Genomic DNA, 24,751 nt, shown 5'->3' with positions numbered 1-24,751 from the left:
GTTGTACTTGTTTAATTGTAGGATTTAATGCAATGACTGATATAGGATACAAAAGCTTAGAAGATTTTTGTGGGCTTGATGAGAAAGAAAAAAAAAGCTTCGGAAACTTTCTCAAGAAAAAAAGAAGTGAACTGATTTCACCTATGGATAAAATAGTAAGTCAAGTAGTACAGGAAAATAAACAAATTATAGATGAGTTGCTCAAAAAAGAGGAAGTTTCTAAGACAATTTTTGATATGCGAGAACTATCGTATTCCGTATTGTTAAAGCAAGAATCTGCTTTCAATTCTGCTATTTTGATGGAAATTAGCCACCAGTTTGAAATGCCTAAAAGAATTATTACTGAACTAAGTTTGAAATTATTTCAGCTTAACATCCACGATTCCCACAAATTTAACGAGCAGCTAATAAATTGTTTTGGGCAATATGCAGGAAAAATTATTCCATATATCTATGCATTGTGTCTTAGCAATACACAATCACGTCGTTCACGTGCGGGAAAAACATTTGAAGATATCATTTATTTTTTATATAATCACTTTGGCTACAGTTTCGATGCTCAAAAAGAAGTTGGAAAAGACCTATTTAAAAAAGCCGGTTTGGGTAAAATGGTTGATTCAGTTCTACCGAGCATAAAGTGTTTTAAGAAAAGACGCGATAAGGCTATTATTGGCACAATGAAAACTACTTTGCGTGAACGTTGGCAAGAAGTTATTGAAGAACAGTCAAGGTCTCAAGTTCCTAACATTCACTTGTTAACAGTTGATGATAAAATCTCTGTAAATAAAATTGAACAAATGAACAAGCATAACATTGTTATCGTCGTACTCAATACAGTTAAAAATCAAGAAAAAATATTGCATAACCACAGCGTTATAGATTTTGAAACATATTTTTTGAAAGAACTACCTGAGATGTTTAATTATTGGAAAAATCAGTAAGATGTTTAAACTAATTGACTTATTTGCCGGCATTGGAGGGATTCGTTTGGGTTTCGAATCTGCATTTGGCTTGGATAATGCCCAGTGTGTTTTTACATCGGAAATTGATAAATACTCTATTCAAACTTATCGGCTTAATTTTAACAACGATCACGTCCATGGAGACATTACTCAGATCAATGAAGAAGAAATACCAGAGCATGATATTTTATTAGCGGGCTTTCCTTGCCAACCTTTTTCGCAAGCGGGTTTGAAGAAGGGGTTTGCGGATGCACGTGGAACTTTATTTTTTGATATCAATAGAATTTTATTACATAGGAAGCCTCGAGCATTTTTATTAGAGAATGTTAAGCAATTAAAGGGACATGATAAGGGACGTACCCTTTCTAGTATTATAGAGCATTTACAATCAAGCGGTTATAAAGTTTTTTATGATATCTTAAAAGCACGGGATTTTGGGGTGCCTCAGAATCGCGAGCGCATATACATCATTGGTTTTTTAGATCATTCTATAGATTTTAAATTCCCATCTCCCATGAATATTAAAACAAAGGTGGGAGATATTTTAGATAATGAGGTTGATGAAAAATATACAATTAGCAATACTCTTTGGCATGGACATCAACGAAGAAAGGTTCTGAATAAACTAAAAGGAAAGGGATTTGGTTACGGGCTTTTCAACGTGGAATCGCCATACACGAATACACTTTCTGCCCGTTATTACAAAGATGGGAGCGAAATACTCATAATGCAGGATAATAAAAATCCTAGAAAACTGACTCCAAGAGAAGCAGCGCGCTTGCAAGGATTTCCTGAAAGCTATAAGATTCCAGTATCTGATACGCAAGCCTATCGCCAATTTGGAAATAGTGTATCTGTTCCAGTCATTAAAGCCATTGCGCTGCAGATGAAAAAATATCTATCGTAAATGTTCATTGATCTCCTTCCTAAAAGGCATTAACAGGACGGCACAACAAATAACCTTCTGCTAAAAAAACTTCATAAAGTTGATATTAATCCTTGTCCATATGGATGACGCCTTCGCCTTCATCGCATGCATTGGGTGGAGCGTTTGGATCAAGGGTATCGTCTTTGTCTGGTGTTGTGTTTGCAACGTTCTCGGCCGCATCTTCCTGTGCTTTATCAAAAAGTTCACACTCTATTTTTGTGGTGTAACCACCCGTTTTATCAAGTTTGTGCTTGACGCTTTTGATGCGCCATTCTGCTGGAATATAAGGGCGGAAAGGGGGCTCTTGAACAAGCTTTGCTTCTGCTTGCACAAACGGATCACCACCAATATCACATGAGAAAGAAGACTTACCGCGTGATGACTTATTGCGATAACCAGCAATGGCCGCAACAGCCTCTGATTGGTTATGGTAAGTATATTTGAGTTCATGAAATGGCGGGTTGCCAACTTTGACTTCTTTTTTTTCACCACTGCGGATATCATGATAGGCTGCAAGAACACCGCCTTTTTTCTCTTTGTCTTCTTCTTGCTCAGATTCTTTTTCTGCTTTTTCCGATTCAGATGATGATGGTTCTGCTCTGTCACTGTCATCCATATGGATAAAGTTTTCATCATCATCAATCTCTTCTGGTTCTCGTGCATCAGCCGCAGCTTTTTGGTCGTCCCCCACATCTGTTTCTAAGCCATTTGCTGCACCTGCTTCATCTCGTGCGCTGTATTTAAAATCCCAAGAGGTGCAATGTTTCTCATGGATAACAACAACAGGGAGTGTTTCACCGGTAATGGCTTTGCCTTCACCCCGTTTGGCGAGCACAAGTTTTCCATCAACGGGCTTTGCTACTGCATCATATTCCTCTGCAAGGCGTGTGGAAAAAGCCATATCACTTTCTGATGTTTGATCAATGTGACGCACAACGATTTTTGCAAGAGCAGGATCAACCTTCGCACTATAACCATTACGCTCCGCTATCTCTTGAACAATACTGCCAAGGGTTTGCTGGTGATAGGATTGGCTTTTTGGGGTTCTGTAAGACGTGTTCATGGAGGCGGCGCGCCCTGTCACACTTAAGCTTTGTGGTGGACTACTCACGGAGATTTCGTCTATCAGATAGGCTCCCATATCGCGGTTTTTTCGGCCTTCATAGCCAAGTGTTATGGAAATAACTGTCCCGATTAAAGGAATGTCAAGAAAGCCATTATCACTGTCGCGTGCACGGTCATCAAGCTCTATGGTGATACGGTCGCTCTTGTCTTCTGCCTCATCGGTAATTTCAATCGATAAAACATAATCCATGAGCGTTTTGGTAATGTCTTCTCCATTTGCCAGAACCATGCAAAAAGGTTTCATGATTTGCTACCCCAAATTCTGATCACGGGTGTGGCTTTGGGATAAGGGAGGGATGGCAAAACTATTGTGATGCCTGCTGTTAAAATGGGTCCATAGTCTGCAAGCCCTAAATTCGCCGCATAGACACGTTCAACAGCAAGCGCTTGTTGACCTTTGGCATAGTATTTCCAGCAAATGGCATCGACCATATCACCTTCTTTGGTCCTGTAAAGATCACTCATAGGTCTTCACCATATTCTCTCAATTTTACTGTAAATTCTTGTTTTTTGGGGGTGCCATTATGATGAAAAACACTTTGCTTTTCCTCCACGGAAAGAATGACAAACTTACCTAAGATTTTGCCTTGACCCGTTACAAGGATATGAGGTCCCATATGTGCTATTTGCCGTAAATATTCCAGTTGTCCATGACCACCTTTGAAATCTGGATAAATTACTCCTGCTAAAGAAAATTCCGCATTTGCAACAGCTGGCAATTGAAGAGCAGCCTTTCGCCCCAAACGCCCTTGCTCCACCCATGGCACACCATAAGACAGATCAAGTGTTTGATAGGCTGCTGTTTCAATCGAAAAAATAAAACTGTCCAAAGCTAACATCATGGTATTTAATCCGAAAGGCTAGAGGCTATGGCTAAACATTGTTGTTTTGCATAGCGTTCAAGTGCTTGATTGACAGCGTCTCTGATTTCGTCCTTGAGACCATTTGGTACTGAAATATTGAGATTTGTAATGGTTACACGGGCGTCTACTTCAACGGGTTTATGAACCGTAATGGGCTCTGGAGCTTTAAAGGCACCCACTTCATTTGTTGCCTGCATTTGTCCTGTTTCAACGACACTTGTATTAAAACCACTCTTGCGTTTTTCAGGCGGGGTATTTGTAACCACTACTGTATCCAGCATTTTTTTTGCCCGTGCATTGGTTTCATCGGTAAAGGTTTTAATTGTCTCCGTTGAAGTTTTGTTGATTGAAACATTAAAGCCTAACTTTTTTTTCATCCAATTAGGCATCCAGCTAGTTAATTTGCTTATCATGCCGCTAAACCATTCAGACAGAGCATTCCATTGGCTTTTGATGCCGTCCCACAAGCTACCAATGAGATTAGCACCAGCTTCCATTAAATCGACCCCAAACAACCATTCAATCAATGCATTGATTTTTTTTGCAATCCAAGCGAGTGGTGAAAAGTTTTTAAAGAGCGTAAAGAGTTTACTGAAAATGTTACTGCATAAGTTGGCAAAAAAATTCCACAAGTTGCTTATGAAGCTTACTACCGTATCCCAATTTTTGTAGAGCAAATATCCAGCTCCAACAAGGGCAGCAATACCGCCAATGATCCAGCCGATAGGAGTGGTCATGATTGCGATACCAAACGATATAAAAGAGGATGCAGCGGCAGTTATTGCTGGAATAACTGAAGCTATAAGAACTACTCCAACTGCGGCTAAAGATGCGGCTACCCAGCCATTGAGTTTATCCCAATATTTATAGACTACAACAAGGGCAGCAATACCGCCAATTAGCCAACCGATAGGTGTCGTCATTATAGTATAGCCAAGTGTGACAAACGCTGCTCCCGCTGCGGCTAATGCGGCGATGAGAGGACCAAAAATGAACGAACCAAGTGCCACAAGCCCTACCTTGAAGAGGGTTATTTCACCAACCAACGGCTCCATCCATTGAAACCAGCCTTGAATTCTCTCTGTGAGATCGCTGATGCCTTTTCTCAAATCAGAGGTAGGATTAAGCAAATCATTAAAGACTTTTCTTAAGGTTTTTGCCCACCCAGCAACGGTTATTTGAATAAGATCACGGTTTTCATCAATCAGGCGAGAAAAACCGTCAATCATATCATTGATCACGGGCATAAAGCGTGCGCCAATAAAGCTAGCGATACCGCCTATTTTTTTCTTAAAAGCTCCCATTTTGTCACTTAAGTCCGCTGCATAGCGTGCAACATCGGCACCGATGAGCCATTTTCCTTTTCGTGCTTTTGCAAACAGTTCTTTTATGGGTGCCATCCCTTGCGCAAGCATGGCTGCCATTTCCTTGCCATCACCACCAAACAGTAGAGCGGCAATATGCTGTCTTTGCGCTTGATTTTTCATCTTACTCATCTTGTCGGTAATTTCTTCCAACAAAACGGAATTTGATTTGAGTTTTCCAGAAGCGTTTTTGACAGAAATGCCAAGCGCCTCAAACCCCATAATGCCTCTTTTTTGTCCGGCATATGCTTGTGCTGAATGCCTGTTTAAAGTTGCTAAGGATTGTTGAAAGAGTTCAGCAGAATATCCTGAATTATCGGCTGCATCACCCCATAATTGAAGTGCTGTAACACTCATCCCCAAATGCCGTGATGCGTGGTGAAGACTATCCCCCAGATGCATGGTTTTCATGGTGAGGGCGGTTACACTTGCCACAAGATCACCACCCGCAAGCCCTAAGACACCGGTAAAGACTGAAGCACGGCTTGCCGCCGTGCCAAGAGCACTTTGAACGCCATGAAGGCTTTTTGTCATGTTTTTGACAGCAGCAGAAAAGCGAGGAATACTCAATCTATGTGAGAGCGTTTTTGACAATGTATCAAATTTTTTTTGAAGATGTTTAAGAGGTGCGGTGAGTTTGTCTTCAAGAGACAGTTTGACCTTTGCATCAGCAACTTTTTCACTCATTTTGTCTTATACCTTTCTGCTGCTTGTTTTCGCCAGAATATTAACTCTTGCGGTTCCATTTCCATCATGTCTGAAAGGGACCAATGAAAAACGAGAGCAATATCGGCTATGAGTTTAGCGGCGGTTTCCCAGTCGAGGTGTCCCGCCGCTTGATAAAAGACTCTAAAATCTCCCCAATGCTCGACAAATCATTAATATCGAGTTCTCCAACAGCTTCATGGGGCCATTCAGAAAGGCGTGCAACCATAGCGATTGTTTGTTCAACACCTTCTTTCTTATCAATTGCTTGCACATCTTTTGTTTTGGGACGCCGTAAAGTGATTGTGGTATGCTTTTTTCCTTCAAAGATAACAGGGATAAGCAATTGATGTGTAATACTTGTTTGTATTGTCATTTTTACATTCCTAAAAAGTTTTTATGTTCTGCTAATTGGTTAACGCCATTGAATTTTCTGATTAAGTTGAGGACGTCTATCTCAACAATTTCCACATCCTTCTGGACATATTTGAAATACTGCAATGTGAAGGTAGCAGTGGATGTTGCTTTGCTTCCTGGTTGCCATTCTGCCATTTCAAAGCCTTTGCATAGTCCCCTCATAGTTATGACAACACCTTCTGCTGGTGTGCCTTGCGCTTGCATTGAACTGCGCAATGAAATGTCGACATCAGAGCGCCCTAACAGGGACATCAACTCTGGAGAGCAATCAGAAATGGTCATGGTGAGGATGAGAGTTTCAAGACCAAGGTCAACCTCAATGGACGAATCCATGCCACCGCCGCGATAGTTTTCAACAACCAAGCTTAAATTTGGTAGCGTCACACTTTCACATTTTGCTTGATAGGGAATGCCATCAACAAAAATGTTAAAATATTTCAAAACTCTTGGTAAAACGGGGATAGTCATTAAAAAATCTCCTCTAAGTAATCATTGACAATGCGTGAACGGAATGTGATGTGTTCTGCTGGTGTTGTTGGTGTGAATTCGACATTGAAATAGACTCTGCCGCCTTCAATAGCGCTTGCTGTATTCAACTCTGGATCAGGCGTACAACGCCCACCAAGAATGGCGCCTTGTGCTTTTAAATCACGCAAATAGGCATTGACGCTTTCACTCACGTCATGCATGTAGGTTTTTTTGATATTGCGGTCGACCGCCCATAGATGCCCGCGCAAAATAGCGTCATTGATCATATCCGCGGTTCTCACTACCGATAAGAAAGCAAACTTTGTATCGCTTGAAAGGGTGCGATTGCCCCAAAGACGATAACCATTTTCGCGAATAATTGTTGTAATGTTTTGTTCATTGAGAAGGTTGGCACGGCTTGATCTATCACCAATGGAAAAATCAATTGGGCGCGAGATACCAACAATGCCATTGATCACTTTGTTTGAAGGTGAATGCCAAAAACCATTTGCAAAATCTGTTTTGGCAATGACACCTGCAACTGCCGCACTTGCTGGTTCTTCTAGGATTTTTCCACCACGATTCACCTTTACAAAAGGGTCAACTATAATGGCGCGCTTGGAGTCAAAATCCTTTGCTGTGCTAAGTGCTGCTTCATCGGTTGTATTGGGTGCATCAAGCACCACAATAGCGCGCAGACGCTCTGCAATACCAATGAGTTCTGCCGCTACAGGATTAGAGGTTGTACTGATATCGGCTTTGGCTGTCGCTCCAGTGCCATCTCCTTCAATCGTCACATTTGGGGCGGTTTGATAATCAAAGCCATTGTCCTTAATGACAATAGAAGTTATTTTTCCATCTTTCAGGATTGCTTCTGCTTCTGCACCGCCAGCAATTTTAACAGTTGCTTGAGTGTAACCGCTTCCTTGGTTTATCACATCAATCTTGCTAAGACTGATAGGGCGTTTGTGTGTAAAACCTGGAGCAATGAGAATGCGTGGTGTTTGTCCCACAATGGATTGTGCTCCAATCAAAGCATGGACGCCTTCATAAGCGCCATTTGCGTTCACACCGCCCAGAACATTGGTGGGTGTTGCATTTTCATTGTCACCTTCGTTCACACGGACGACGACAACAATGGCACCCACTTGCTTGAAAATGAGATCAAGGGCATTGGGTAGGGTGCCTTGACGCTTACCCGTTTTATCCAGTTTAGCGGCTTGTGAAAGAGAGCCTGTTACCAAAACGGGTGTGTTAAGAGGAAAGGCTTGTTCATCTGCATCGGGTGCTGTACCCACAATACCGATAACTGCCGATTGAACCGCGCGAAGGGGACGGGTGCCGTCGTCAACCTCGACAACTTCAACACCGTGTAGAAAACCTGTTGCCATACTTTATGCTCCTTAAAATTAAGTGGTGAATGAAAATGAATGGGAAAAATGAGAGGCTTGTTGCCGTGTTTTTCAGCACTCGGCATTTTTATAAAAAATGTCAATGAAAAACGTCTAACAACAAGGAGTTCATCATGAACAATTTAGTAACAATCAACAATGATAGTATCGCTGTCACAACCTCTTTAAAAATTGCAGAGGGTGTAGGTAATACACATAAAACAGTTATACAGCTTGTACGTCAACATATTGAAGATTTTGAAGAATTTGGAAGGGTCGCATTTGAAATGCTACCCTTTGGAACCAAAGGTGGAAGACAAAGAAGAGAAGTTACTATCCTCAACGAACCACAAGCAACTTTACTCATGACCTATATGCGTAACAACGATACGGTGCGTGCGTTTAAAAAAGCACTTGTTAAAGCTTTCTATGATTTAAAAAACCAATTGATTGATAATGATACACGCTTTGATAATTTTGACTATCTTCGCCAATATGTTTTGACAAATTATCCTAAAATCATGGGTATCATCTTTAGTCGTCTTTTGAAAATAGATGAAATCAAAGAAGAACTTGAACATTATAAATCGGTTACAAAAGAAGCTAAGCGAGTCTTAGAGAGATCTGTTGTAAAAGCTGCATAGTTTAAAAATATAATTTTATCTCCTCGTCTTTTAGGCGGGGAGAAGATAAAATGCTTTCAAAACGGCACCTTCTTAACGACTATGTTCCATTTGCACATCTACTTTTTTACTAGCTTCTAGTGTTGGAATAGAAGAAACATCTATATCGCGTTCGACATGCCAAGCGTCATAATTGGCTTGCATACGTAACCATATAGCGGCTCCATCACCAAACATTTTGCCAAGACAAGCAGAAATAGCAGGAGAGACAGGCTTTTTTGCATTCAGGATATCATAGAGATGTTGGCGTGATATACCGAGCATCTGTGCAGTTTCTGACTTTGTTTTGCCAGTTTCAGGAATAATTTCTGCTAAAACTTCTCTTGGATGAGTAGGACAACGATTAGGATTGCGTGTAGTCATAGATAGTCTTCTTTGCAATTAACTTAAAAACCATTACAATTTAAATAGTATAACATCAATACTGTGTAATTTAAGAAATGAATATCAAACCAATTCGTACAGAGAGAAATTACCAAGAAGCTTTAGAAATTGTGTCTGCGATGTTTGACAATCAGCCAGAAGTTAATACTCCAGAATTTGATAGAATGAAAACTCTTGTTTTGTTAATTGAAGCGTATGAAGCGGAACACTATCCTGTTTCTCCACCTCATCCAATTGAGGCTATTAAATTGAGAATGGAATAAATGAACTTAACCGCTAAAGATCTTGTTTCTGTGATTGGTTATTTAAATCAATGATAAGGTATTTTATTAGGATTTATGAAATTTTTTCTTGTATTTGGTAACTATACACGATACAATATGTTATGATTTTGGGATTTAAACATAAAGGGCTTGAAGCCTTCTACAATACTGGCACTACAAAAGGAATTCAGTCTGCTCATACTCAAAAGTTAAGGCGTATTCTAGGTGCTCTTGACGTAGCTATATCACCAAATGATTTGAATTATCCGTCCTTTCGATTACATCCTCTAAAAGGTGATCTTAAGGGCTATTGGTCGATTACAGTAAATGGAAATTGGCGTGTAATATTCCGTTTTGTTGGTATAGATGTCGAATTGGTTGATTATCTAGATTATCATTAAATAAGGAGAGCTAAAAAATGATGAAAAACCCTCCACACCCTGGTGAACTCTTGCGTGAAGATGTAATCGCAGAACTTGGCTTATCTGTTAGTGAAACAGCTGAACGGCTTGGTATGTCTCGTGTAGCTTTTTCTAGGGTTTTAAATGGGAAAGCTGCTATTAGTCCCAATCTCGCTATTAGGCTTGAAATGGCTGGTGTGAGTACTGCACGTGCTTGGCTAGCTATGCAGGCAAATTATGATTTAGCGCAAGCTCTAAAACATAAACAACCTAAAATACATCCTCTTTTCACGAGTTCTTGTTAGTTCCGTTCTATCGTATTGGAATGCTTTCTGAATGTAATATTATAGCTTAGTTTTGATCATCTTTCTCTTGTGGTTTTTTTATAACCATTCATTCTTTCCATAATCTTATAAGAACAGCGCCATCAGCTCCAGCACCGCTTGGAGAGGAATCTCCATGAGAACCAGCACCGCCACCACCAAAACCACGCCCTGCTTTTCCTGAAGTATAATTACCTTGTCCTGTTCCTCCAGAACCACCCCTTGATGTATCACCCCCAGCATCACCTCCATTACCGCTTGTCTTGCTAGTAATTCCACTCGTTCCTGAACAACCATTTCCGCCTTTGGCGATTCCTGGATGTTCGTCTGTTGCTAAACCAAAGTTTCCACCTGTACCTCCAGCAGCGCCAGATCCTGAATAGTAGTAAGTAGTACCACCAACAAAATTTGCGCGAGAGTTATCGTAATAAGCACCCCCACCACCATGTCCCCCTGTAGCAGTCATGAAATTTTTACCAACAACTGTTGTTCCTCCAGAATTTCCTGTTGCATAGCGTTTTGCAATAGAAGCCCCTCCTTTACCAATCACGATATCCTCATGACCGTTTAAACTGGCTTTATAACCATACCACACCGTGCAACCGCTGCCACCGCCACCGCCGCCTAATCTTGGTGTATCCGCACCACCACCACTACCGCCGCCACCCCATGCTTGGATTTCAACTTTTGTGTTATCAGTTACCCAATCAGGCCATTCAATTTTCCCATCTTGCGTATAGAGCAATTCGGCATCGGCAAGTGCCGGCCAATTAATGATCTGATCGGTTAAAGCTTTTTTAAGGTTCTTTATTTGTGCCAGTATAGCTGCATCCACTTGCGCCTTGGTATAAACAACATCACCATCCACTTTCAGCGGTCCTTTAAGTGAGCTTCCAGTTGTGCTTAAACTTGTGACCACTTTACCATTATGGATGAGGCTAAATGAGGAATCATCCTCATTCATGAAACCCAATGTATCATTATGCATGAAACCGAATAACGAATGAGTATGGGGCTTGAAGTTTTCAGACGAATTGCTTATGAGTTCCAAGCCACCACTCATAGTGACTTTTTTTGTAAACTTGTTATAATCCTGCCATTCATTGGCTTGTTTTAGGTGACCATAGGCTGTCAGATCTTCGTTGATCTTGGCTCTAAATTCATCTAATCCAATAATATCTTCGGTTTTATGTTGGTGCGTACCTAATAAGGAAATAGCACTGCCAAAGGTAAAATGATTGTTGCTTGCTTTATAGAGAACATAATTGTTTGCGGCATCTTTTGCACCCTCGATATCGCTTAAATCAGCAAAAGTGAAGGTTTTATCGGCTGCCATTTTGCCTTTGAGAGCTGCTTCAAGATCTGCAACATCACTTATAGGGTGCGTGTGTTTTGAAGGTGCTTTTCCCTCTACCTTTTCCTCAACATCTGCTATTGCCTGATCAATTTTTGTCAAGTTTTCCCGCAAAATGGGGAATTCAGAACTGATAAAACGCCCTTCTTTCGGCAATTCCATTTCAAGCTTTTTGGTTTTTGTCATGTCTGTTTTCCCCTCACAATATACCGGCACCAAAATCACTCACCATGGACCGCGCTGCTGGTCCACCGGTTAGCGTGAGTTTTAAGCGCGCCTGTTTAGCTGTTTTGTCGCTGCTTACAAATTTGCGCTCTGTCCAAAGCGGCTCGGCAAGTTGCTCCGTTTCCTCTAATGTGAGAGGAGTAAAAGCACCATCATCCAGCTGCATCTCCAGTGTAAAGGTTGCACCGCCCGGTAAAAAAGTTTTGATATAGCTGGTCAACCTTGCCTTTTCGCCAAAGGAAAAAGCACGGGTGACATAGGTGGCTGTTTTATGAATCTTTCCCGCAATCAATTGCACTGGAGCGAACAAAACAGGTGAGAGTTTTTCGGTGCCTTTGAGAATAGCGCGAAGCTTTACCTTTTCACTGATATATTCGGTAAGGCTTAGCAATTGAAAGGGAAGGAGTTGATAAATCGTGCCGTTGTTTCGTTCAATTTCAAAGATGACAGAACAATCACTTGAAGGCAATTCAATGGCTGCGCGTATTTGCAAATCAGAGCAGTCAACAAGATCAAAACTGCCAAGATCAATGGTTTTTTCTGTTTGTGTGTAGCGTGCCGCCAACACCCGAAAGGCTAAAGCCTCATCTTGATGGGCGGTCCATGTCTGCGCATTAACAGAAGAAAAACGTGGACCGGTCACATAAGGGTGGCTTGAGACATATCTCTGGTGTTCGGCATCAAAATCGCCAAGTTTTGCCAAGGAGACAGAATGATCACTATCATCTGTTTTGATGACAAAAGCCGTTAAGCGGTCATCGGGAATAAGGAGTGGTACATCATAGCGTGCCTCTGCCCATCCTGCCTTTGCGCCCTTCATGGAGTAAAAACTTTGTGCTTGAATATCGGCGGTGGGATAGCCGTTTTCTGTGGTGACCAAATCAATCACCAGATCATGGTCCTTATTGCCAATTTTGCAAAGATGAAAGTCAATGCCAGTAATTTGCCGTGTTTCATCTGGGATAAAGACTTGTGCTTGTGGATCGTCTTTTTCCCATATCTTCACCGTTATGGTGCGCCGCATTACCTTCACATCAATCACACCTTTGCCAGTAAAAAGACCTGTTGCCGTTGTTCCACCTTTCCCCCGTGCTATAACATTTTTTGTGCCAGCGGTAATGTTTTGTGGAATCTTGAAAGTGCCTTCAAGAACGCCGTTGGAATTGGCAACAAGGCGGTTCGTTGGCAAGACACTCACACCATCAAAGGTGAGGCTTGCTAATTGTTCTAACTTGCCAAAACCTTCAATTTTAAAGTGAAGGGTAATTTGTCTTAAGAAATCAGTTTGTTCTTGGTGTGTGTTGATGAAATTATCGCTTACTTCTGTTTTACGTATGGTACTGCCGCGATGTTTTCCCATAATGATTTGATTGGTGACACTTGAGAGCCAATCGGTGCGCTGTTCGTGCCAAAAGTCTGTTGCGGGGGTAAGCGTGACCGTACCAGGGAGGGGCGCAAAATTTTGATAAGGGTTGATTTTTTCGCAAGCCGTTGTCAATTCTTGCGCAATGATCACTTCATTTGTCCAGTCAAGGGTGACAGGGGCTTTTAAAGGTGCCGTATAGAATGTTGGGTCAATGGCAAGCTGCAAAATGCCATTGCCTACAGCCCCTGTTTGTTGAAAGCCTTCATCTCGGTAAGAGTCATCCAGAAAAGGGTCGGCAAACATGCCTTTTTTGGCAACAGGCTCTTTAGAGTCGACATTGCTTTTAATGCGCTCTAACTGCATCAACCGATCAAGGGAAAGCACCCGTTGAAAATAACGCCACATCTCATCATAGGGCGCAACTCGTGTGCCATCATTGACAACACCCGGCGTTTCAAGCCAATTGTTGGTAATGGTTGCAAGGGACAACACATCATCAGGGACGCTTGGTGCCATGGGATCGTCTGACGAAATCCCCTTGATATAAACCACATCGCCCCCTGTATTGAGACCTATACGGTCAATACGGGGCAATTTGTAGGTGTAACTGACGATAATATCGCCCCCCTCAGCGCCGCCTGAGACAGTGATTTCCTGCGCTGTTACCTTATCAGCTGTCACTTGCGCACGATAACGATAAGTGACTTTATAAGTGCTCCCACCAGCAGGTTCATCTCCCACCGGTGCCCAATCAATGGTATCTCCTGTCTTTTTAAAATCTGTGCCTTCTTTAAATTCCTTGTTGCCTTGAACGACTTTAATAAACGCGGTGATGCTTTTATCGGGAACACCATCACGCCCTGCAGCAACTGCACCACGGGTGACGTTAACGGTTTTTTCTTTTGTCAACAAAAGCGAGTGAATATCGGCAATGGGGGCATAATAGCTTTTAAAGGTAAAGCTTGTTTTGCCTTTTGGGGGTGCAAAAATATGCGTTTCACTAGGAACAACGCTTGTCGAAAAGTCTTCTCGTTCTTCATGGCGCAAAGCGGCAAGGCGTTTGCGTTTAAAACCATTGATATTCGCTTCCCCTTCTTGAATACTAAACACTTGGCAACCATTGTTTGCTCCTAATGCGCTCACACGGCATCCCTTGACGATATAATGTCCATGCGCACGGTCGTAAGTGGCAATGGCTTGCATGGCCGGTTCAAGCAGAGAGGGGGATTTTTGATCAATGAGAATGCCATCTTGCAAAATATAAACCGGAAAGAACGTGCCTTGCTGTGCATCCTCTTTGAGTGCCCAAACAAGCTTAGCACTCTCGCGTGCCGCACCGGGCTCTCCTTCTGCTAAGGTGCCTGGAACTTGCCCCAATAGCTCTGGATCATCCTCATGGGTTATCCATTTTTTCTGTAGCTTCACACCGATTTCAAGGCGCCCAACCATAGGAACATTATTAAGTATGGCTTCAGAGACCGGAAAGATATCACCGGCGATATAAATCTTGCCCTCTGTTAAAGTAACGGTCCTCATCTCTTTGTTGACAAAAGCATCAGCCCGTTCAACACGGTCACCTTCTTTGGCAACAAGGCGCCCCAAACGGTCATGGCGTCCTCTTATAATAGTTTGAACCTCATTCAGTTCACCGCTTTGAATAAAGGGGCGTTGTCCATAAAACACAACGCTTTGCTGTTCCTCTTTGCCACGAGATCTGTCAATTGCAAAGGGTAAACCACTTTCATGCTTCATGTTAAAACCTCAATAAAATCTTGAATTGTTCGCGAACATCGGCGCGCAAAGGAATGTTGATAGCTGTTTTGAGGATCTCCACACCGCCGTTGAGTTCATCAGGCTCCAACCAAAGCTTGCCCAAAGGGATATCAAGGGGGATATCTTGTTTGGGGGTGGCATGAACGAGAAGGGAAACAAATGCTGCTTGTTTGCCGTCAACATCGCCAAAATCTGTGCGTGCTGCAAGAAACAACAGAGTGCCTGTTGTGGAAGGGTTAAATCTGCCGCCTGCATGGCTGTACACACCCTCTAAAGCCTGTTCGACAGGCGCTACAGCATAGCATCTGCGATACCCAATCACGCCATCTTGGCTGTCTCGTAACACGAGATAAAGCGTGCGTCCATGAAACCACTCTGCCATAAAAATATCGCGTTCATGTTTTTTGACCGAACACCACGGAAAGTTTGCCATATCCCATGGATAATCAATTTGTTCCCAGCTTAATTCTTCATCCCCATCATCGATCCAATTGCCAATAAGCCTGCCTTCTTCTTTACTAAGAAGATGGGTGCTCTCTGTAGTGCGCCCGAAGGAAAACAAAGTGCCCCCAGCTGTTATGCACACACCGCTTTCATACTCCAACATGCTGTCATCAAGCCGTGACATATTGCATTCAACAGCTTGCACATCATAGCCATTGACACCACGGCGAAAATCAGAGCGCAAACTTTTGGAAAGATCTGTGATGGCTTCAATGGCTTCGAGCTGTGTTCGTTCAGGCAATTGATCAAAGTAAAGTTGAAAGGAATTCCACCATGCACGTCCCGTCCATGCGGGTTGAAAGCGTGCTGTAATTTGAAGCCATTCAAGCCCCAACTCTATTGCAGCAAGGGAGCCGCGCAAGCGCTGCCATTCAAGCCCTTGATCAATCAAATCATAAAGGTTTGGAACATAAGGTGTAAGTTCTCCAAGCCCATATTCTTCAATCAACCACGGCAAGAAACGGGGAGGGCGGGTAATCAGTTTAGAGCGTGAAATCCCCAAAACAGAACCATCCACATCTTGATGAAAATCACATGCCTCAGCAAGGCGTTTTTCAAATTCTGTTGCATTGCTTGGGAGTAGGGAGCCAACCATTAACGGGCGCGCCCTTTGAAGTTTAAGGTGATTTTTCCAATCGATAAAACTTCTTCATCACAAACCGCACTGTCTTGTGTTGGTGTAATGGCGATAACTTTCTGGACACCAGCAATCATTAATTTTGAAATCCACCATGAGAGGCTTAATTCACGACCAATGGCTTGTTCTTGTTTCCATGCGGCTCTTAAATTTGCTTCCATTGTCGTGAGAATTTTCAAAGATGTTTCCGGTAACAGCCAAATATCTGCTTCCAAATCCACCACTTTTTTGACAGAAGCGTGAACAATGATTGTATCATTGGTCATGATGATATTTTTTCTGTGAAGGGCTTGTGAGACTGTTTGTATGAGATCTTCAGATGCGGTTCCTTCTTCATTGTTGCCAAAAAGAGCAACATAGATGGTTGGGTTTTTGCCTTTACGGTAAACAATCGCATCCTTAACACGATTATCTGCTGTTAAGGCTATAAGCTTGTAATAGGGCTCTGTCCCGCTACCGTTGCCACCACGGGCATGAAGTTGAATACGTTCACGATACCTCTCATCACTTTCACCCTCCATGCGGGCAAGACCATGCCAGTTTCCTAAAGCATCAAGAGATTCACCGGTTGCAAAATCAAGAATGTTGTTGCGTGCCGCTTCGTTAATACGCTGTCTTAAAAGCAACTCTCGATAGCTAAAAGCCTCAATGACTTTGACTGCCGGATCACTTTCAAGAATGGTATATTCAGGCAAAAGCTCTTTTAAATGGGCAAGAGCAGAAGCCCGTATTTCCTCAAAAGAAATTTCTGTGATGATTTCTGGTTTTGCAAGCGCCCCATTCATTGTATCAATAGTCCTTCCATGGTAATGGGCTTGCCTGAAGGCAAATAAATGCCTTCAAAGGACAAAGAAACTTGTCCAGCCTCACTCCATTTAAAATCAATTGTTTTCAGTTTAAAACGCGGTTCCCACTTGTCTAAAGCCTCAGCAATAGCGGCATAAAGGGTAACAGCAAAAGCCTCATTCACCGGTGCATCAATAAGTTCGGCAACGCGTGAACCATAGTCACGCCGCATCACCCGTGTACCAATCCGCGTTGACAAAATATCAAGGATTGATTGGCGCAAATGCGCAATGCCGGTCAATGGCTTTCCCGTTGTGCGGTCCATTCCACTGTTCAATTGGGACCTCCTGTCATAGAACCACCAGGGGAGACACCACCATGAACATGGCTGTTTCCAATATTGGTGCCGTTATGCCTTAATCCACTTGAATGAATGGAAACATGATTACCGGAATGAAGAGAGAGACTATCATTCGAATTCAGTGAAACGCCACCATCCGCTTTCAAAGAAATACTGCCCTTTGCATTCAAACTTAAGTCACGTTCTGAAGAAATTTTTATACCTTCTGGTGCGGTAAGCTCTAGCTTGCCACCATCACCTTTAAGAGATATGCCATCCGCAATTGTGAGGATAAATTTTCCGCCTGATTTGATATGAATGCTATAGCGGTTTTGTTCATCATCATATTCAAGCGTTGTTCCATCAGGGTATATCGTTCGGTGAATGTTGCCCTTATCGGCTGCTTGATGAGCATCTGTATGAATGGAACCAACAATCACCCCTTGTGATAAATCCCCCGATGACGAGATAACAACTACTTGCTCTCCAACATCACGCCCTTCATAGGAGCGTGTTTTACCGGCGCGGGCTTGTGTGTCTGGAATCCAGTCACTGATGAGATTGCCACTTTTTATCCGATAGCGTGCGTTTTTATGGTCGACATGGCTAATCTTACCCACCACAACCATATTTGCCACACGTCTCTTTAAATCAGTGATTTCTTTATCGCGCCGCTCTAACATGAGTACCCTCGATTTTATGATATTTGTCTTTGTTTCTCGCGCCTGTTTCTGGTTCAAAGCTTAAGAAAGGTTCAATGAGTCTTGCTGTTACACTGTCTTCTTCTGTATCAGGGGAGGGGATATTGGTTACATAAATGACTTGAAAGGTTAAAATTGCACCATGGAGTGCTAGGGCGCCATTATCACGAAAGGCAAAAGCAATATTTTGCAGGCGGCATGTTTCAACGGTGTTGTTAAGATTGGGATTGGCATAGAAAATTTCCTCAACCTCCCATGCTAATTGGTCAACAAAACGCGCTCCATCTTCACATGTCGCATAACATTCAACATCCACCGTTAAGACACGCCGCTTTACTCCATAATCATAGCTATCTTCAATTGTTTCGCTTTGTGTTGAGATATTAATGGCCGGCATTTTCTCAACGGAAAAGTTGAAATCACGCATATTGAAAACATTGTCATCAGCAACCGTCTTTGCTGCTTTGATCAACGCAACAAAACTTTCCCTGATTGTCTCTCTGGGGGGCATGAGTGTTCCTATTGAATTGATGCTATTTTTATTTGCTTCCTCTTCGTCTTAAAGGAGAAGCTTTACAGTGTGATGGATAATCAAAACGCTGTTTTACTGTGCCGCTAAAAAAAGATGTCTCATTGTTTTTTCTCCCGCAAGATAAGCTTATACATACCGGATTCAGAGGCTTGGACATCTATGACAATGAAGTGTTCCTGAGTGGTATCTTCAGTGTTTTCAGGAGCCATTACAACAACGCTATCTTCAGGCTTTGGTGGTAAGCCTCCAATGTCTTTAATACAAAGATCAAGTTCCTTTCTTGCAATTGTGGTGGGGATTCTACCACCGGCGTCCGATTCCGAATGCTTAATGCCGTAAATCGCTGTAATCCGAAAAGATTGCTGGTTGTCCTTTCTCGTGTAGATGATGGGCTGCCCAAAAGTGTTGCGTACATCTTTAACCATTTTGTTGAGCAAGCCCGTGCCATCGCATCTTATTTCGCTCCAATGACTGCTTTAAACAGCATTTCAGGGCGTGTGCAAATGTAAAGCGGATAGCTGTACACTTCAGGTTTCACCCATGCATTACGGTCGTGGTCGACGATGAGCATCGTGTAGAGAGGTTTTCCAACCGTGTTGGCAAAATCCAAGCTTTCACCAGGAGCAAAGGTTTTTTGGAATACACTAGGGGCATCAACAGGAAAGAATTGACATTCATCAGGCTTAATTCCTATAGCGCGCTTTGTCCCAGCTTTTGCACTCACATTATAGTTGTGAATGCTTCGATAATTGATAAACGTCACCCCTGTAAAGTCAAAACTACCAAAGCTCCCCGAGCCAAGAGCACTTGGTGTTGCAACACCTCCGGCGCTATTGAGGGTCTGTGCTAAGGCTGTGTTTAAATAGGTCTCACGAATTGTTTTATGGTTTTTCAAGCTTTGCTGTTGTCTTAACCTCAACAAAAGGTTTTACAGCATTGGCACGTTTGAGACGTGCATAGACCTGATTGGAAATTTCAACAAATGGGGTCGTTTGTGTTGAAGGTTCAAAACGAACGGTGCTTTTATTGTCGCCAACGACACACATTGGCTTAGTGATGACAGCTTTCATCATAGCTCCTTTTGGGGAATTATTTAATAACATAATGGGTCAAATATTGATTTTTACACTGTGAAAAATGGATTAGCCAAAATTTTCAAGAAAACAGGGCTTTTTAGCCGCGTTTCAAGTCCACATTTTACTGAATTTTGAGGGGGGATTTTTAAATTTTGGATACAATACGACTAATGCCGTATTGTCATTAAATACGATTTTTTACATCATGTCAATAGAAAAATCATGATCTTGTGTTTTTTTATTTTTTTGATCAAAATCTAGTGTTTTTAGGAATAAAATGGCATGCATTGATGCATCCAAAAAGTAAGAAAATCTAAATATTAAGCTCGTGACGCGCTGCTGTTGCCAGAAAAGCAGATCTTGTTAAGCCTCTTTCTTGTGCACAATCATCAATGGCACGTAAAAGTCCTCGTTCAATAGATATATTTGTGCGCACCACTTCAGTGTCATTTTCAATAAAGGGGACTTGTATTAAAAAAGCTCCTTCGGCCAAAGCTGTTTTGACAGATTGCCGTTGTATGACTTCTTCAAATTTTGAAGGAATAGGCACCGTATCTATATCTTCACAATAAAGTTGAAGTGCTTCTGTTGCATTTGCGATTAAATTTTCTTCTTGATCAGCAGCAGAAAAAAGTCCCTCAAAATCGGGAAACTGAACACCAAAAGCAGAATCTTCATCTTTATGAACAAGAGCAAAAAATCTTTTCATTCTTCTTCTCCTTTTTTTAACCAACCTGCTTGTTGTGCGATAGAACGTGCTGTACCAATCGGAAGATTTTTTTAGGATGCGGAACAATAACAACCTTACCATCTTTTTTTAATTTATGATGAGAACCTTTTACTTTGACAAGTTCAAAGCCATCACGCTTTAATTTTGCAATGATTTTTCGGCTATCTTGTTCCATTACCTAAACTCATAATGTGTAAATATATACACATTTTAATGATTTCTCATTTGATGTCAATTCTTTTTTTAACGACTGAAATGTTTATGAAGTCCGTTAAGCACGATACGCAGAGAATTAACAAGATATGGTAGTGATTGGTCTTCTATAACAAGATATTGCAAGGTGGCATAAAAATTATGTTGGCGATATAGATATTGAGCTTCTTTGATAACCTCTTTTGTCTCTTCATAACAATGAGTTACTCTTTCAATCCACCGTTTTTGTGCCTCCTCATTTGATGAAGGAGTAAAGTCATCATAAACAGCATTAGGTAACGCTTTTGCACAGAGGTAATTGTTTCTCACTTCAAGATATTTTTGTGCAGCATCATATTGATCTTGATTGAGTTCTCCTTGCAAATAAAGCCGCCCGATATAGGTACCAGCAAGCGGATTTTTGGCGTCTTCTATGGTTAAACAGAAGCGTTTAGCGCGTATTTCTATTGCTAATTGATCAACGGGTTCACGCGGTGTTTTGGCTCTTGAGATGCGACCATTCGGTTCTCTGATACATCCTTTAATCCGTGGACGACCACGTTTTGCACGTTTTTTTCTTTTTGTCATATTTTTTTCAATCAAAATGGCATGCTATCATTAAGAGATGTATTATAATCAGCAGCTCCTGAAGCGGCGGCATAACTTTGGGAAGTGACAGGTGAAGAAGATTGCTCTTTCTTTGCATCAAGCAAATACAATTCGCCTTTGAATTGTGGTAAGACAATTTCTGTTGAGTAACGTTCATGTCCATTTTTATCTTGCCATTTGCGTGTCTGTAATTTGCCTTCTACATAAACCTTTGAACCTTTATTCAAATATTGAAGCGCTATTTTTGCCAAATGTGGATTGAAAACTACAACGGAATGCCATTCTGTCTTTTCTATTTTTTGATTGGTCTTTTTATCTGTATAGCTCTCAGAAGTTGCTATACGAAAATTGACGACTTCTGCTCCAGAGATCATAGTTTTGCTTTCGGGATCAGCACCCAAACGCCCGATTAACGTCACTTTATTTAACATGCTTGTAAGTTCCATTTGATGTGCAATTTATACATGAAAAATCTTAGCATAATTTACATATTTTATCAAATAATTCAGTAAATTAATAACAGCTTTTTAAAGTATTATATTATAATATTATTTGACAAATTATTCATCAAAAAACCATGTCACACAAATGGCACGGCTTTCTTATTTCTGCTTTTAACTTTTCAATAAATATCCTTTCATTAAGAGTCTGTATCAAACTTTTTTGTTCGATTTATTGTTGACTATCGAACCTTTTTGTGCGATATTCATTTTATGCAGAAAGGGGAGGCTAAATGAAACGAGAAGCGCTGCTTAGAGAATTACGTAAAGAAGCCAGAAAAAGAGGCATTCATTACAGTGAAACTCCTGATGCAGGTAAAGGGTCACATTATTTGGTAACTTTTGGAGACAAGACAACCGTTATAAAATCTGGTGAATTAACACCACTTTACGTGAAAATAATAAAAAAGCAGTTAGGGGTATGAGTTACTCTCTCAACGGCTTTAATTTTTCGTTTCAAAAGCATTTCGATTATGGCGAGGAGACCTAAACATGGAATACACTTATCAAGCAAAACTGGAATCTGATCCAGATGGTGGTTTTATTGTAACCTTTCCAGATGTACCAGAAGCAATAACAGCTGGAGAAAATAGAGCAGAGGCATTAGAGAATGCTGTTGAAGCTTTAGGGTTAGCATTACGGAGCTATCCTATGCGTGGTTTATCTTTACCTACACCCCAGCAGTATAAAGGTCTTGTAGCGGTAACTGTAGACGCATGGAATGCTCTTAAGTTAGCAGTGGTAGAAGCCTTTAATGAAGCGAATATCACAAAAACAGAATTGGCTAATCGTTTGGGTAAAAAAGAAACAGAAGCAAGACGCATTCTTGATCCCAATTATCCAACTAAGCTTCAAACACTAGAGCAAGCACTGAGTGTTCTTGGCAAGCAAGTCGTTATTACAATCAAAAACGCGGCTTGAAACGTCTTCCCCACCTTTGAAGATGGGGAAGGGAGTTCTGTTTTAAGTCTAAGCAGCTTTTACTACAGATCTTGCTAGAACGCGCTTAGCTTCTTTTGTAACTGATTTGTAATGATCAAGCTCTTTTTCAATTTCATCTATTTTCAAAAGACGACTAAAGATGATCCCCATGATTTTAGGATAATTTGTCAAAACATATTGGCGAAGATAGTTAAAATTATCAAAGCGCGTATCATTATCATAATTAGTAGATTGGCTTTTTAGTTTCTTTTCACATTCAATAAAGTAGCGTCGAGCCTGTCTACTTTTCTCATTACGTTCCACCATTGAGAGCTCTTTCGCCATGTCTAAAGTGATGTGATATTCTGTACTTGGACGACCGCCTTTAGGTTTCGCTAAAATTTTAGCGAAACTTATAAAGTCCTTATTTTCTAGGAAACCATACTCCTCAATGCGATTTTTTATCCAATTTCTAAATTCGGATTTTACTTCTAAAAACGTATGCAACTCACGCGCATTTACTGCTTGAACTGTTTCTTGATCAATCGTTTGTTCTGTAATTTTAATGAGAGTGTTCATATGAACTCCTATCGATTAGAGGTTTTCTATTGACATCCCAAGAGGATGCCGGGCGCTAGAAAACACGGTCGATAGTCCGTCGCTATGTTTTTCCCAAAAGGGTATTTTATGGCATAGCCACACCCGACGAGAGCATTATATGCGTGTAACATATAATGAGTCAAAGCCTTTAATGTGCGGAGAAGAGATTGTGTCGGCAATCTATCCGCTATCGATTTAAGGCGTTTTCTAGGCACCTGATTCGAAAATACACATTACAGAAATAATGTCAAGCTGCTTCCGATAATTTTTTGATGTTGTTGTTGATTTCATCAATAAACGTTGAGGAGAGAAAACGCCATTTAACCTAAACAGTTTTATAAAATCGGAAATTTCACTGTGGCTTTATAATGGAACACTGCAGGGTGAGGATAGATATATTTATTAAATTGTGTGTATACAACATAAGAAAGAGTACACGGCATAAAAAATAATACCAAAGTACAATGTTTAAATACCAAACAGCGATATCTGAGTACCACATTACGGTATCTAATGAAAAAGGAAATTTGTGTTCCATATACCTAGAAATTACAGGCAAAGAAACAGTTTCTTTATAACTATTTGGGAAAATTAAAACGATAAGCGCTAAAATTATTATATTTAAGAGTTGGTGCATATATTGTTGTAAATCACGTGTTAGTTTCACCCAAGCCGTTGTATCATCATCTTTATATTTTGGGTTGTTCTGCAACTCAGAAGGGATATTAAAATTGCAAAAATAGTTGTTACTATTATCAAACCAACAGACGCGAATGTCAAAATGCCCTGAATAAAGTCAATATTTTTTTTATATAAAGTTATAAACTACCTTGTCTTCTCTTGCATCTACTTGAAATCCTGAAAACGTGTGTAATTAGCTTGGAAAGCAAGAGGGACAGTTCCTATGGGACCATGACGTTGTTTGACTATAATCACTTCAGCTTGCCCCATAATTTGTTCCATTTTTTCTTGCCATTTGACAGCTTCAATACTGCCTTCCTTTGGCTGTTCATTTTTCAAGTAATATTCTTCACGATAGACAAACAAAACAATATCGGCATCTTGTTCAATCGAACCGGATTCACGCAAATCAGAAAGTTGTGGGCGTTTATCGGTGCGGTTTTCAACTTGTCGTGAAAGCTGTGAAAGAGCAATGATAGGAATATTTAGTTCTTTCGCCAATGCCTTAAGAGCCATGGTAATGGCTGTCATTTCTTGCACACGGCTGTCTGAGGAACGTTTGGAATGCCCCGTTATTAACTGGATATAATCAATAATCAAAACATCCAAACCATGTTGTCTCTTTAAACGTCTAGCACGTGCCGCTAATTGAGCTACAGAAAGACCACCCGTTTGGTCGATATAAAGCGAGGCTTTTTGTAAGCGATTCATAGCACGGATGATTTTTGCAAATTGCTCTTCGGAGAGATTGCCCCGTCTGATATCAGAAGAAGAAACCTCCGTTTGTTCAGAAATGATACGGGTTGCTAGCTGCTCTGAAGACATTTCCAAGGAGAAGAATCCAACGATACCTCCCTCATTATCTTGTGTTGTGCCATCACGCTTGTAAGCATTGGCAATGTTAAAGGCAATGTTGGTCGCAAGAGATGTTTTTCCCATTCTGGGGC

29 protein-coding genes and 5 pseudogenes are annotated in these 24,751 nt (G+C 41.2%); 8 read left to right on the top strand and 26 right to left on the bottom strand.

The features are described 5' to 3' along the window. Positions 1 to 32: 32 nt before the first annotated feature. Together J7R12_RS06110 and dcm are read left to right on the top strand one after the other, a co-directional pair. Complete coding sequence (locus J7R12_RS06110) at positions 33 to 941, top strand: type II restriction endonuclease (protein ID WP_197721517.1); 909 nt, start codon at positions 33 to 35, stop codon at positions 939 to 941. Position 942: 1 nt separating this feature from the next. Continuing rightward, positions 943 to 1,869: a DNA cytosine methyltransferase gene (gene dcm / locus J7R12_RS06105; RefSeq protein WP_126602616.1), complete on the top strand. Its 927-nt coding sequence runs from the start codon at positions 943 to 945 to the stop codon at positions 1,867 to 1,869. Between the two features lie 85 nt (positions 1,870 to 1,954). Here dcm and J7R12_RS06100 read toward each other — a convergent pair whose 3' ends face one another. The 8 genes from J7R12_RS06100 to J7R12_RS06065 are packed head-to-tail and all read right to left on the bottom strand — an operon-like array spanning position 1,955 to position 8,223. Further along, the gene (locus tag J7R12_RS06100) at positions 1,955 to 3,259 is read right to left on the bottom strand and encodes a contractile injection system protein, VgrG/Pvc8 family (RefSeq protein WP_126602618.1); all 1,305 of its coding nucleotides are present in this window, start codon (positions 3,257 to 3,259) and stop codon (positions 1,955 to 1,957) included. Then, on the bottom strand, positions 3,256 to 3,480 hold the full coding sequence (locus J7R12_RS06095) for a tail protein X (protein WP_126602619.1): 225 nt from the start codon (positions 3,478 to 3,480) through the stop codon (positions 3,256 to 3,258). Before J7R12_RS06095 ends, J7R12_RS06100 begins: the two co-directional genes overlap by 4 nt. Then, the gene (locus J7R12_RS06090; protein ID WP_126602621.1) at positions 3,477 to 3,857 is read right to left on the bottom strand and encodes a phage tail protein; all 381 of its coding nucleotides are present in this window, start codon (positions 3,855 to 3,857) and stop codon (positions 3,477 to 3,479) included. The genes J7R12_RS06095 and J7R12_RS06090 overlap by 4 nt, the downstream gene beginning before the upstream one ends. Positions 3,858 to 3,862: 5 nt before the next feature. Next, the gene (locus tag J7R12_RS06085; protein WP_126602623.1) at positions 3,863 to 5,929 is read right to left on the bottom strand and encodes a phage tail tape measure protein; all 2,067 of its coding nucleotides are present in this window, start codon (positions 5,927 to 5,929) and stop codon (positions 3,863 to 3,865) included. Continuing rightward, the gene (locus J7R12_RS09010) at positions 5,926 to 5,988 is read right to left on the bottom strand and encodes a hypothetical protein (RefSeq protein WP_234924827.1); all 63 of its coding nucleotides are present in this window, start codon (positions 5,986 to 5,988) and stop codon (positions 5,926 to 5,928) included. Before J7R12_RS09010 ends, J7R12_RS06085 begins: the two co-directional genes overlap by 4 nt. A gap of 47 nt (positions 5,989 to 6,035) precedes the next feature. Then, positions 6,036 to 6,323: a phage tail assembly protein gene (locus J7R12_RS06075; RefSeq protein ID WP_126602625.1), complete on the bottom strand. Its 288-nt coding sequence runs from the start codon at positions 6,321 to 6,323 to the stop codon at positions 6,036 to 6,038. Positions 6,324 to 6,325: 2 nt separating this feature from the next. After that, the gene (locus J7R12_RS06070) at positions 6,326 to 6,832 is read right to left on the bottom strand and encodes a phage major tail tube protein (protein WP_126602627.1); all 507 of its coding nucleotides are present in this window, start codon (positions 6,830 to 6,832) and stop codon (positions 6,326 to 6,328) included. Further along, the gene (locus J7R12_RS06065; protein ID WP_126602629.1) at positions 6,832 to 8,223 is read right to left on the bottom strand and encodes a phage tail sheath subtilisin-like domain-containing protein; all 1,392 of its coding nucleotides are present in this window, start codon (positions 8,221 to 8,223) and stop codon (positions 6,832 to 6,834) included. Before J7R12_RS06065 ends, J7R12_RS06070 begins: the two co-directional genes overlap by 1 nt. Before the next feature lie 134 nt (positions 8,224 to 8,357). On the opposite strand from J7R12_RS06065, the gene J7R12_RS06060 reads away from it, so the two are divergent. Further along, positions 8,358 to 8,867, top strand: a complete 510-nt coding sequence (locus J7R12_RS06060) for a Rha family transcriptional regulator (protein WP_126602631.1) — start codon at positions 8,358 to 8,360, stop codon at positions 8,865 to 8,867. A 72-nt stretch (positions 8,868 to 8,939) separates the two neighbouring features. On the opposite strand, the gene J7R12_RS06055 is transcribed toward J7R12_RS06060, so the two are convergent. After that, entirely contained in the window at positions 8,940 to 9,269 is a 330-nt protein-coding gene (locus tag J7R12_RS06055; protein WP_126602633.1) for a HigA family addiction module antitoxin, read from the bottom strand. 77 nt (positions 9,270 to 9,346) lie between these two features. On the opposite strand from J7R12_RS06055, the gene J7R12_RS06050 reads away from it, so the two are divergent. From J7R12_RS06050 to J7R12_RS06040, 3 genes are all read left to right on the top strand, one after another. Beyond that, entirely contained in the window at positions 9,347 to 9,553 is a 207-nt protein-coding gene (locus J7R12_RS06050) for a helix-turn-helix domain-containing protein (RefSeq protein WP_126602636.1), read from the top strand. 122 nt (positions 9,554 to 9,675) lie between these two features. Then, positions 9,676 to 9,954 (top strand): type II toxin-antitoxin system RelE/ParE family toxin, encoded by a 279-nt coding sequence (locus J7R12_RS06045; protein ID WP_100129247.1) that lies wholly within the window; start codon positions 9,676 to 9,678, stop codon positions 9,952 to 9,954. A gap of 17 nt (positions 9,955 to 9,971) precedes the next feature. Beyond that, positions 9,972 to 10,259 (top strand): HigA family addiction module antitoxin, encoded by a 288-nt coding sequence (locus tag J7R12_RS06040; protein WP_126602638.1) that lies wholly within the window; start codon positions 9,972 to 9,974, stop codon positions 10,257 to 10,259. Positions 10,260 to 10,347: 88 nt separating this feature from the next. Here J7R12_RS06040 and J7R12_RS06035 read toward each other — a convergent pair whose 3' ends face one another. The 14 genes and pseudogenes from J7R12_RS06035 to ssb form a co-directional block, all read right to left on the bottom strand. After that, positions 10,348 to 11,817 carry a Bgr_08870 family protein gene (locus J7R12_RS06035; protein ID WP_126602639.1) on the bottom strand — a complete coding sequence of 490 codons (1,470 nt, stop codon included), beginning with the start codon at positions 11,815 to 11,817 and terminating at the stop codon, positions 10,348 to 10,350. A 13-nt stretch (positions 11,818 to 11,830) separates the two neighbouring features. Then, complete coding sequence (locus tag J7R12_RS06030) at positions 11,831 to 14,974, bottom strand: DUF4815 domain-containing protein (protein WP_126602641.1); 3,144 nt, start codon at positions 14,972 to 14,974, stop codon at positions 11,831 to 11,833. A gap of 1 nt (position 14,975) precedes the next feature. Further along, complete coding sequence (locus J7R12_RS06025) at positions 14,976 to 16,094, bottom strand: phage tail protein (RefSeq protein WP_126602643.1); 1,119 nt, start codon at positions 16,092 to 16,094, stop codon at positions 14,976 to 14,978. Continuing rightward, complete coding sequence (locus J7R12_RS06020) at positions 16,094 to 16,921, bottom strand: baseplate J/gp47 family protein (protein ID WP_126602645.1); 828 nt, start codon at positions 16,919 to 16,921, stop codon at positions 16,094 to 16,096. Before J7R12_RS06020 ends, J7R12_RS06025 begins: the two co-directional genes overlap by 1 nt. Then, positions 16,918 to 17,259 carry a GPW/gp25 family protein gene (locus J7R12_RS06015; RefSeq protein WP_126602647.1) on the bottom strand — a complete coding sequence of 114 codons (342 nt, stop codon included), beginning with the start codon at positions 17,257 to 17,259 and terminating at the stop codon, positions 16,918 to 16,920. Before J7R12_RS06015 ends, J7R12_RS06020 begins: the two co-directional genes overlap by 4 nt. Further along, the gene (locus J7R12_RS06010) at positions 17,256 to 17,945 is read right to left on the bottom strand and encodes a phage baseplate assembly protein V (protein ID WP_126602649.1); all 690 of its coding nucleotides are present in this window, start codon (positions 17,943 to 17,945) and stop codon (positions 17,256 to 17,258) included. Before J7R12_RS06010 ends, J7R12_RS06015 begins: the two co-directional genes overlap by 4 nt. Next, positions 17,926 to 18,474 carry a hypothetical protein gene (locus tag J7R12_RS06005; protein WP_126602651.1) on the bottom strand — a complete coding sequence of 183 codons (549 nt, stop codon included), beginning with the start codon at positions 18,472 to 18,474 and terminating at the stop codon, positions 17,926 to 17,928. The genes J7R12_RS06010 and J7R12_RS06005 overlap by 20 nt, the downstream gene beginning before the upstream one ends. A 119-nt stretch (positions 18,475 to 18,593) precedes the next feature. Next, positions 18,594 to 18,948: pseudogene (locus J7R12_RS06000) on the bottom strand (head-tail joining protein). A gap of 1 nt (position 18,949) precedes the next feature. Then, positions 18,950 to 19,390 (bottom strand): annotated as a pseudogene (locus J7R12_RS05995) (major capsid protein); the annotation flags it as partial. Next, positions 19,383 to 19,565, bottom strand: a pseudogene (locus J7R12_RS05990) (hypothetical protein); the annotation flags it as partial. The pseudogenes J7R12_RS05995 and J7R12_RS05990, both read right to left, overlap by 8 nt. Before the next feature lie 319 nt (positions 19,566 to 19,884). Next, positions 19,885 to 20,280: a type II toxin-antitoxin system HicB family antitoxin gene (locus J7R12_RS05985; protein WP_126602655.1), complete on the bottom strand. Its 396-nt coding sequence runs from the start codon at positions 20,278 to 20,280 to the stop codon at positions 19,885 to 19,887. Further along, a pseudogene (locus tag J7R12_RS05980) lies at positions 20,277 to 20,476 on the bottom strand (type II toxin-antitoxin system HicA family toxin). Before J7R12_RS05980 ends, J7R12_RS05985 begins: the two are co-directional and overlap by 4 nt. 68 nt (positions 20,477 to 20,544) lie before the next feature. Beyond that, complete coding sequence (locus J7R12_RS05975) at positions 20,545 to 21,081, bottom strand: hypothetical protein (RefSeq protein WP_126602657.1); 537 nt, start codon at positions 21,079 to 21,081, stop codon at positions 20,545 to 20,547. Between the two features lie 11 nt (positions 21,082 to 21,092). After that, a complete protein-coding gene (gene ssb / locus J7R12_RS05970; RefSeq protein WP_126602660.1) occupies positions 21,093 to 21,533 on the bottom strand; it encodes a single-stranded DNA-binding protein in 441 nt (146 codons plus the stop codon). 302 nt (positions 21,534 to 21,835) lie between these two features. Between ssb and J7R12_RS05965 the strand changes: the two genes are divergently transcribed. Then, positions 21,836 to 22,027: a hypothetical protein gene (locus tag J7R12_RS05965; RefSeq protein ID WP_126602662.1), complete on the top strand. Its 192-nt coding sequence runs from the start codon at positions 21,836 to 21,838 to the stop codon at positions 22,025 to 22,027. A gap of 67 nt (positions 22,028 to 22,094) precedes the next feature. Continuing rightward, positions 22,095 to 22,523, top strand: a complete 429-nt coding sequence (locus J7R12_RS05960) for a type II toxin-antitoxin system HicB family antitoxin (RefSeq protein ID WP_126602663.1) — start codon at positions 22,095 to 22,097, stop codon at positions 22,521 to 22,523. 48 nt (positions 22,524 to 22,571) lie between these two features. On the opposite strand, the gene J7R12_RS05955 is transcribed toward J7R12_RS05960, so the two are convergent. The 3 genes and pseudogenes from J7R12_RS05955 to J7R12_RS05950 all read right to left on the bottom strand — a co-directional run. Continuing rightward, positions 22,572 to 23,102, bottom strand: a complete 531-nt coding sequence (locus tag J7R12_RS05955) for an antA/AntB antirepressor family protein (protein ID WP_126602665.1) — start codon at positions 23,100 to 23,102, stop codon at positions 22,572 to 22,574. A 373-nt stretch (positions 23,103 to 23,475) separates the two neighbouring features. Next, positions 23,476 to 23,933, bottom strand: a pseudogene (locus J7R12_RS09005) (hypothetical protein); the annotation flags it as partial. A 36-nt stretch (positions 23,934 to 23,969) separates the two neighbouring features. Next, positions 23,970 to 24,751 (bottom strand): DnaB-like helicase C-terminal domain-containing protein (locus J7R12_RS05950; RefSeq protein WP_208439037.1); only part of this gene is annotated, 782 nt, incomplete at its 5' end.

Origin of the sequence: Bartonella vinsonii subsp. vinsonii, from assembly GCF_902825235.1 — a bacterium.
GTDB lineage: Bacteria > Pseudomonadota > Alphaproteobacteria > Rhizobiales > Rhizobiaceae > Bartonella > Bartonella vinsonii.
This window is presented reverse-complemented; position numbering and strand designations above follow the sequence as displayed.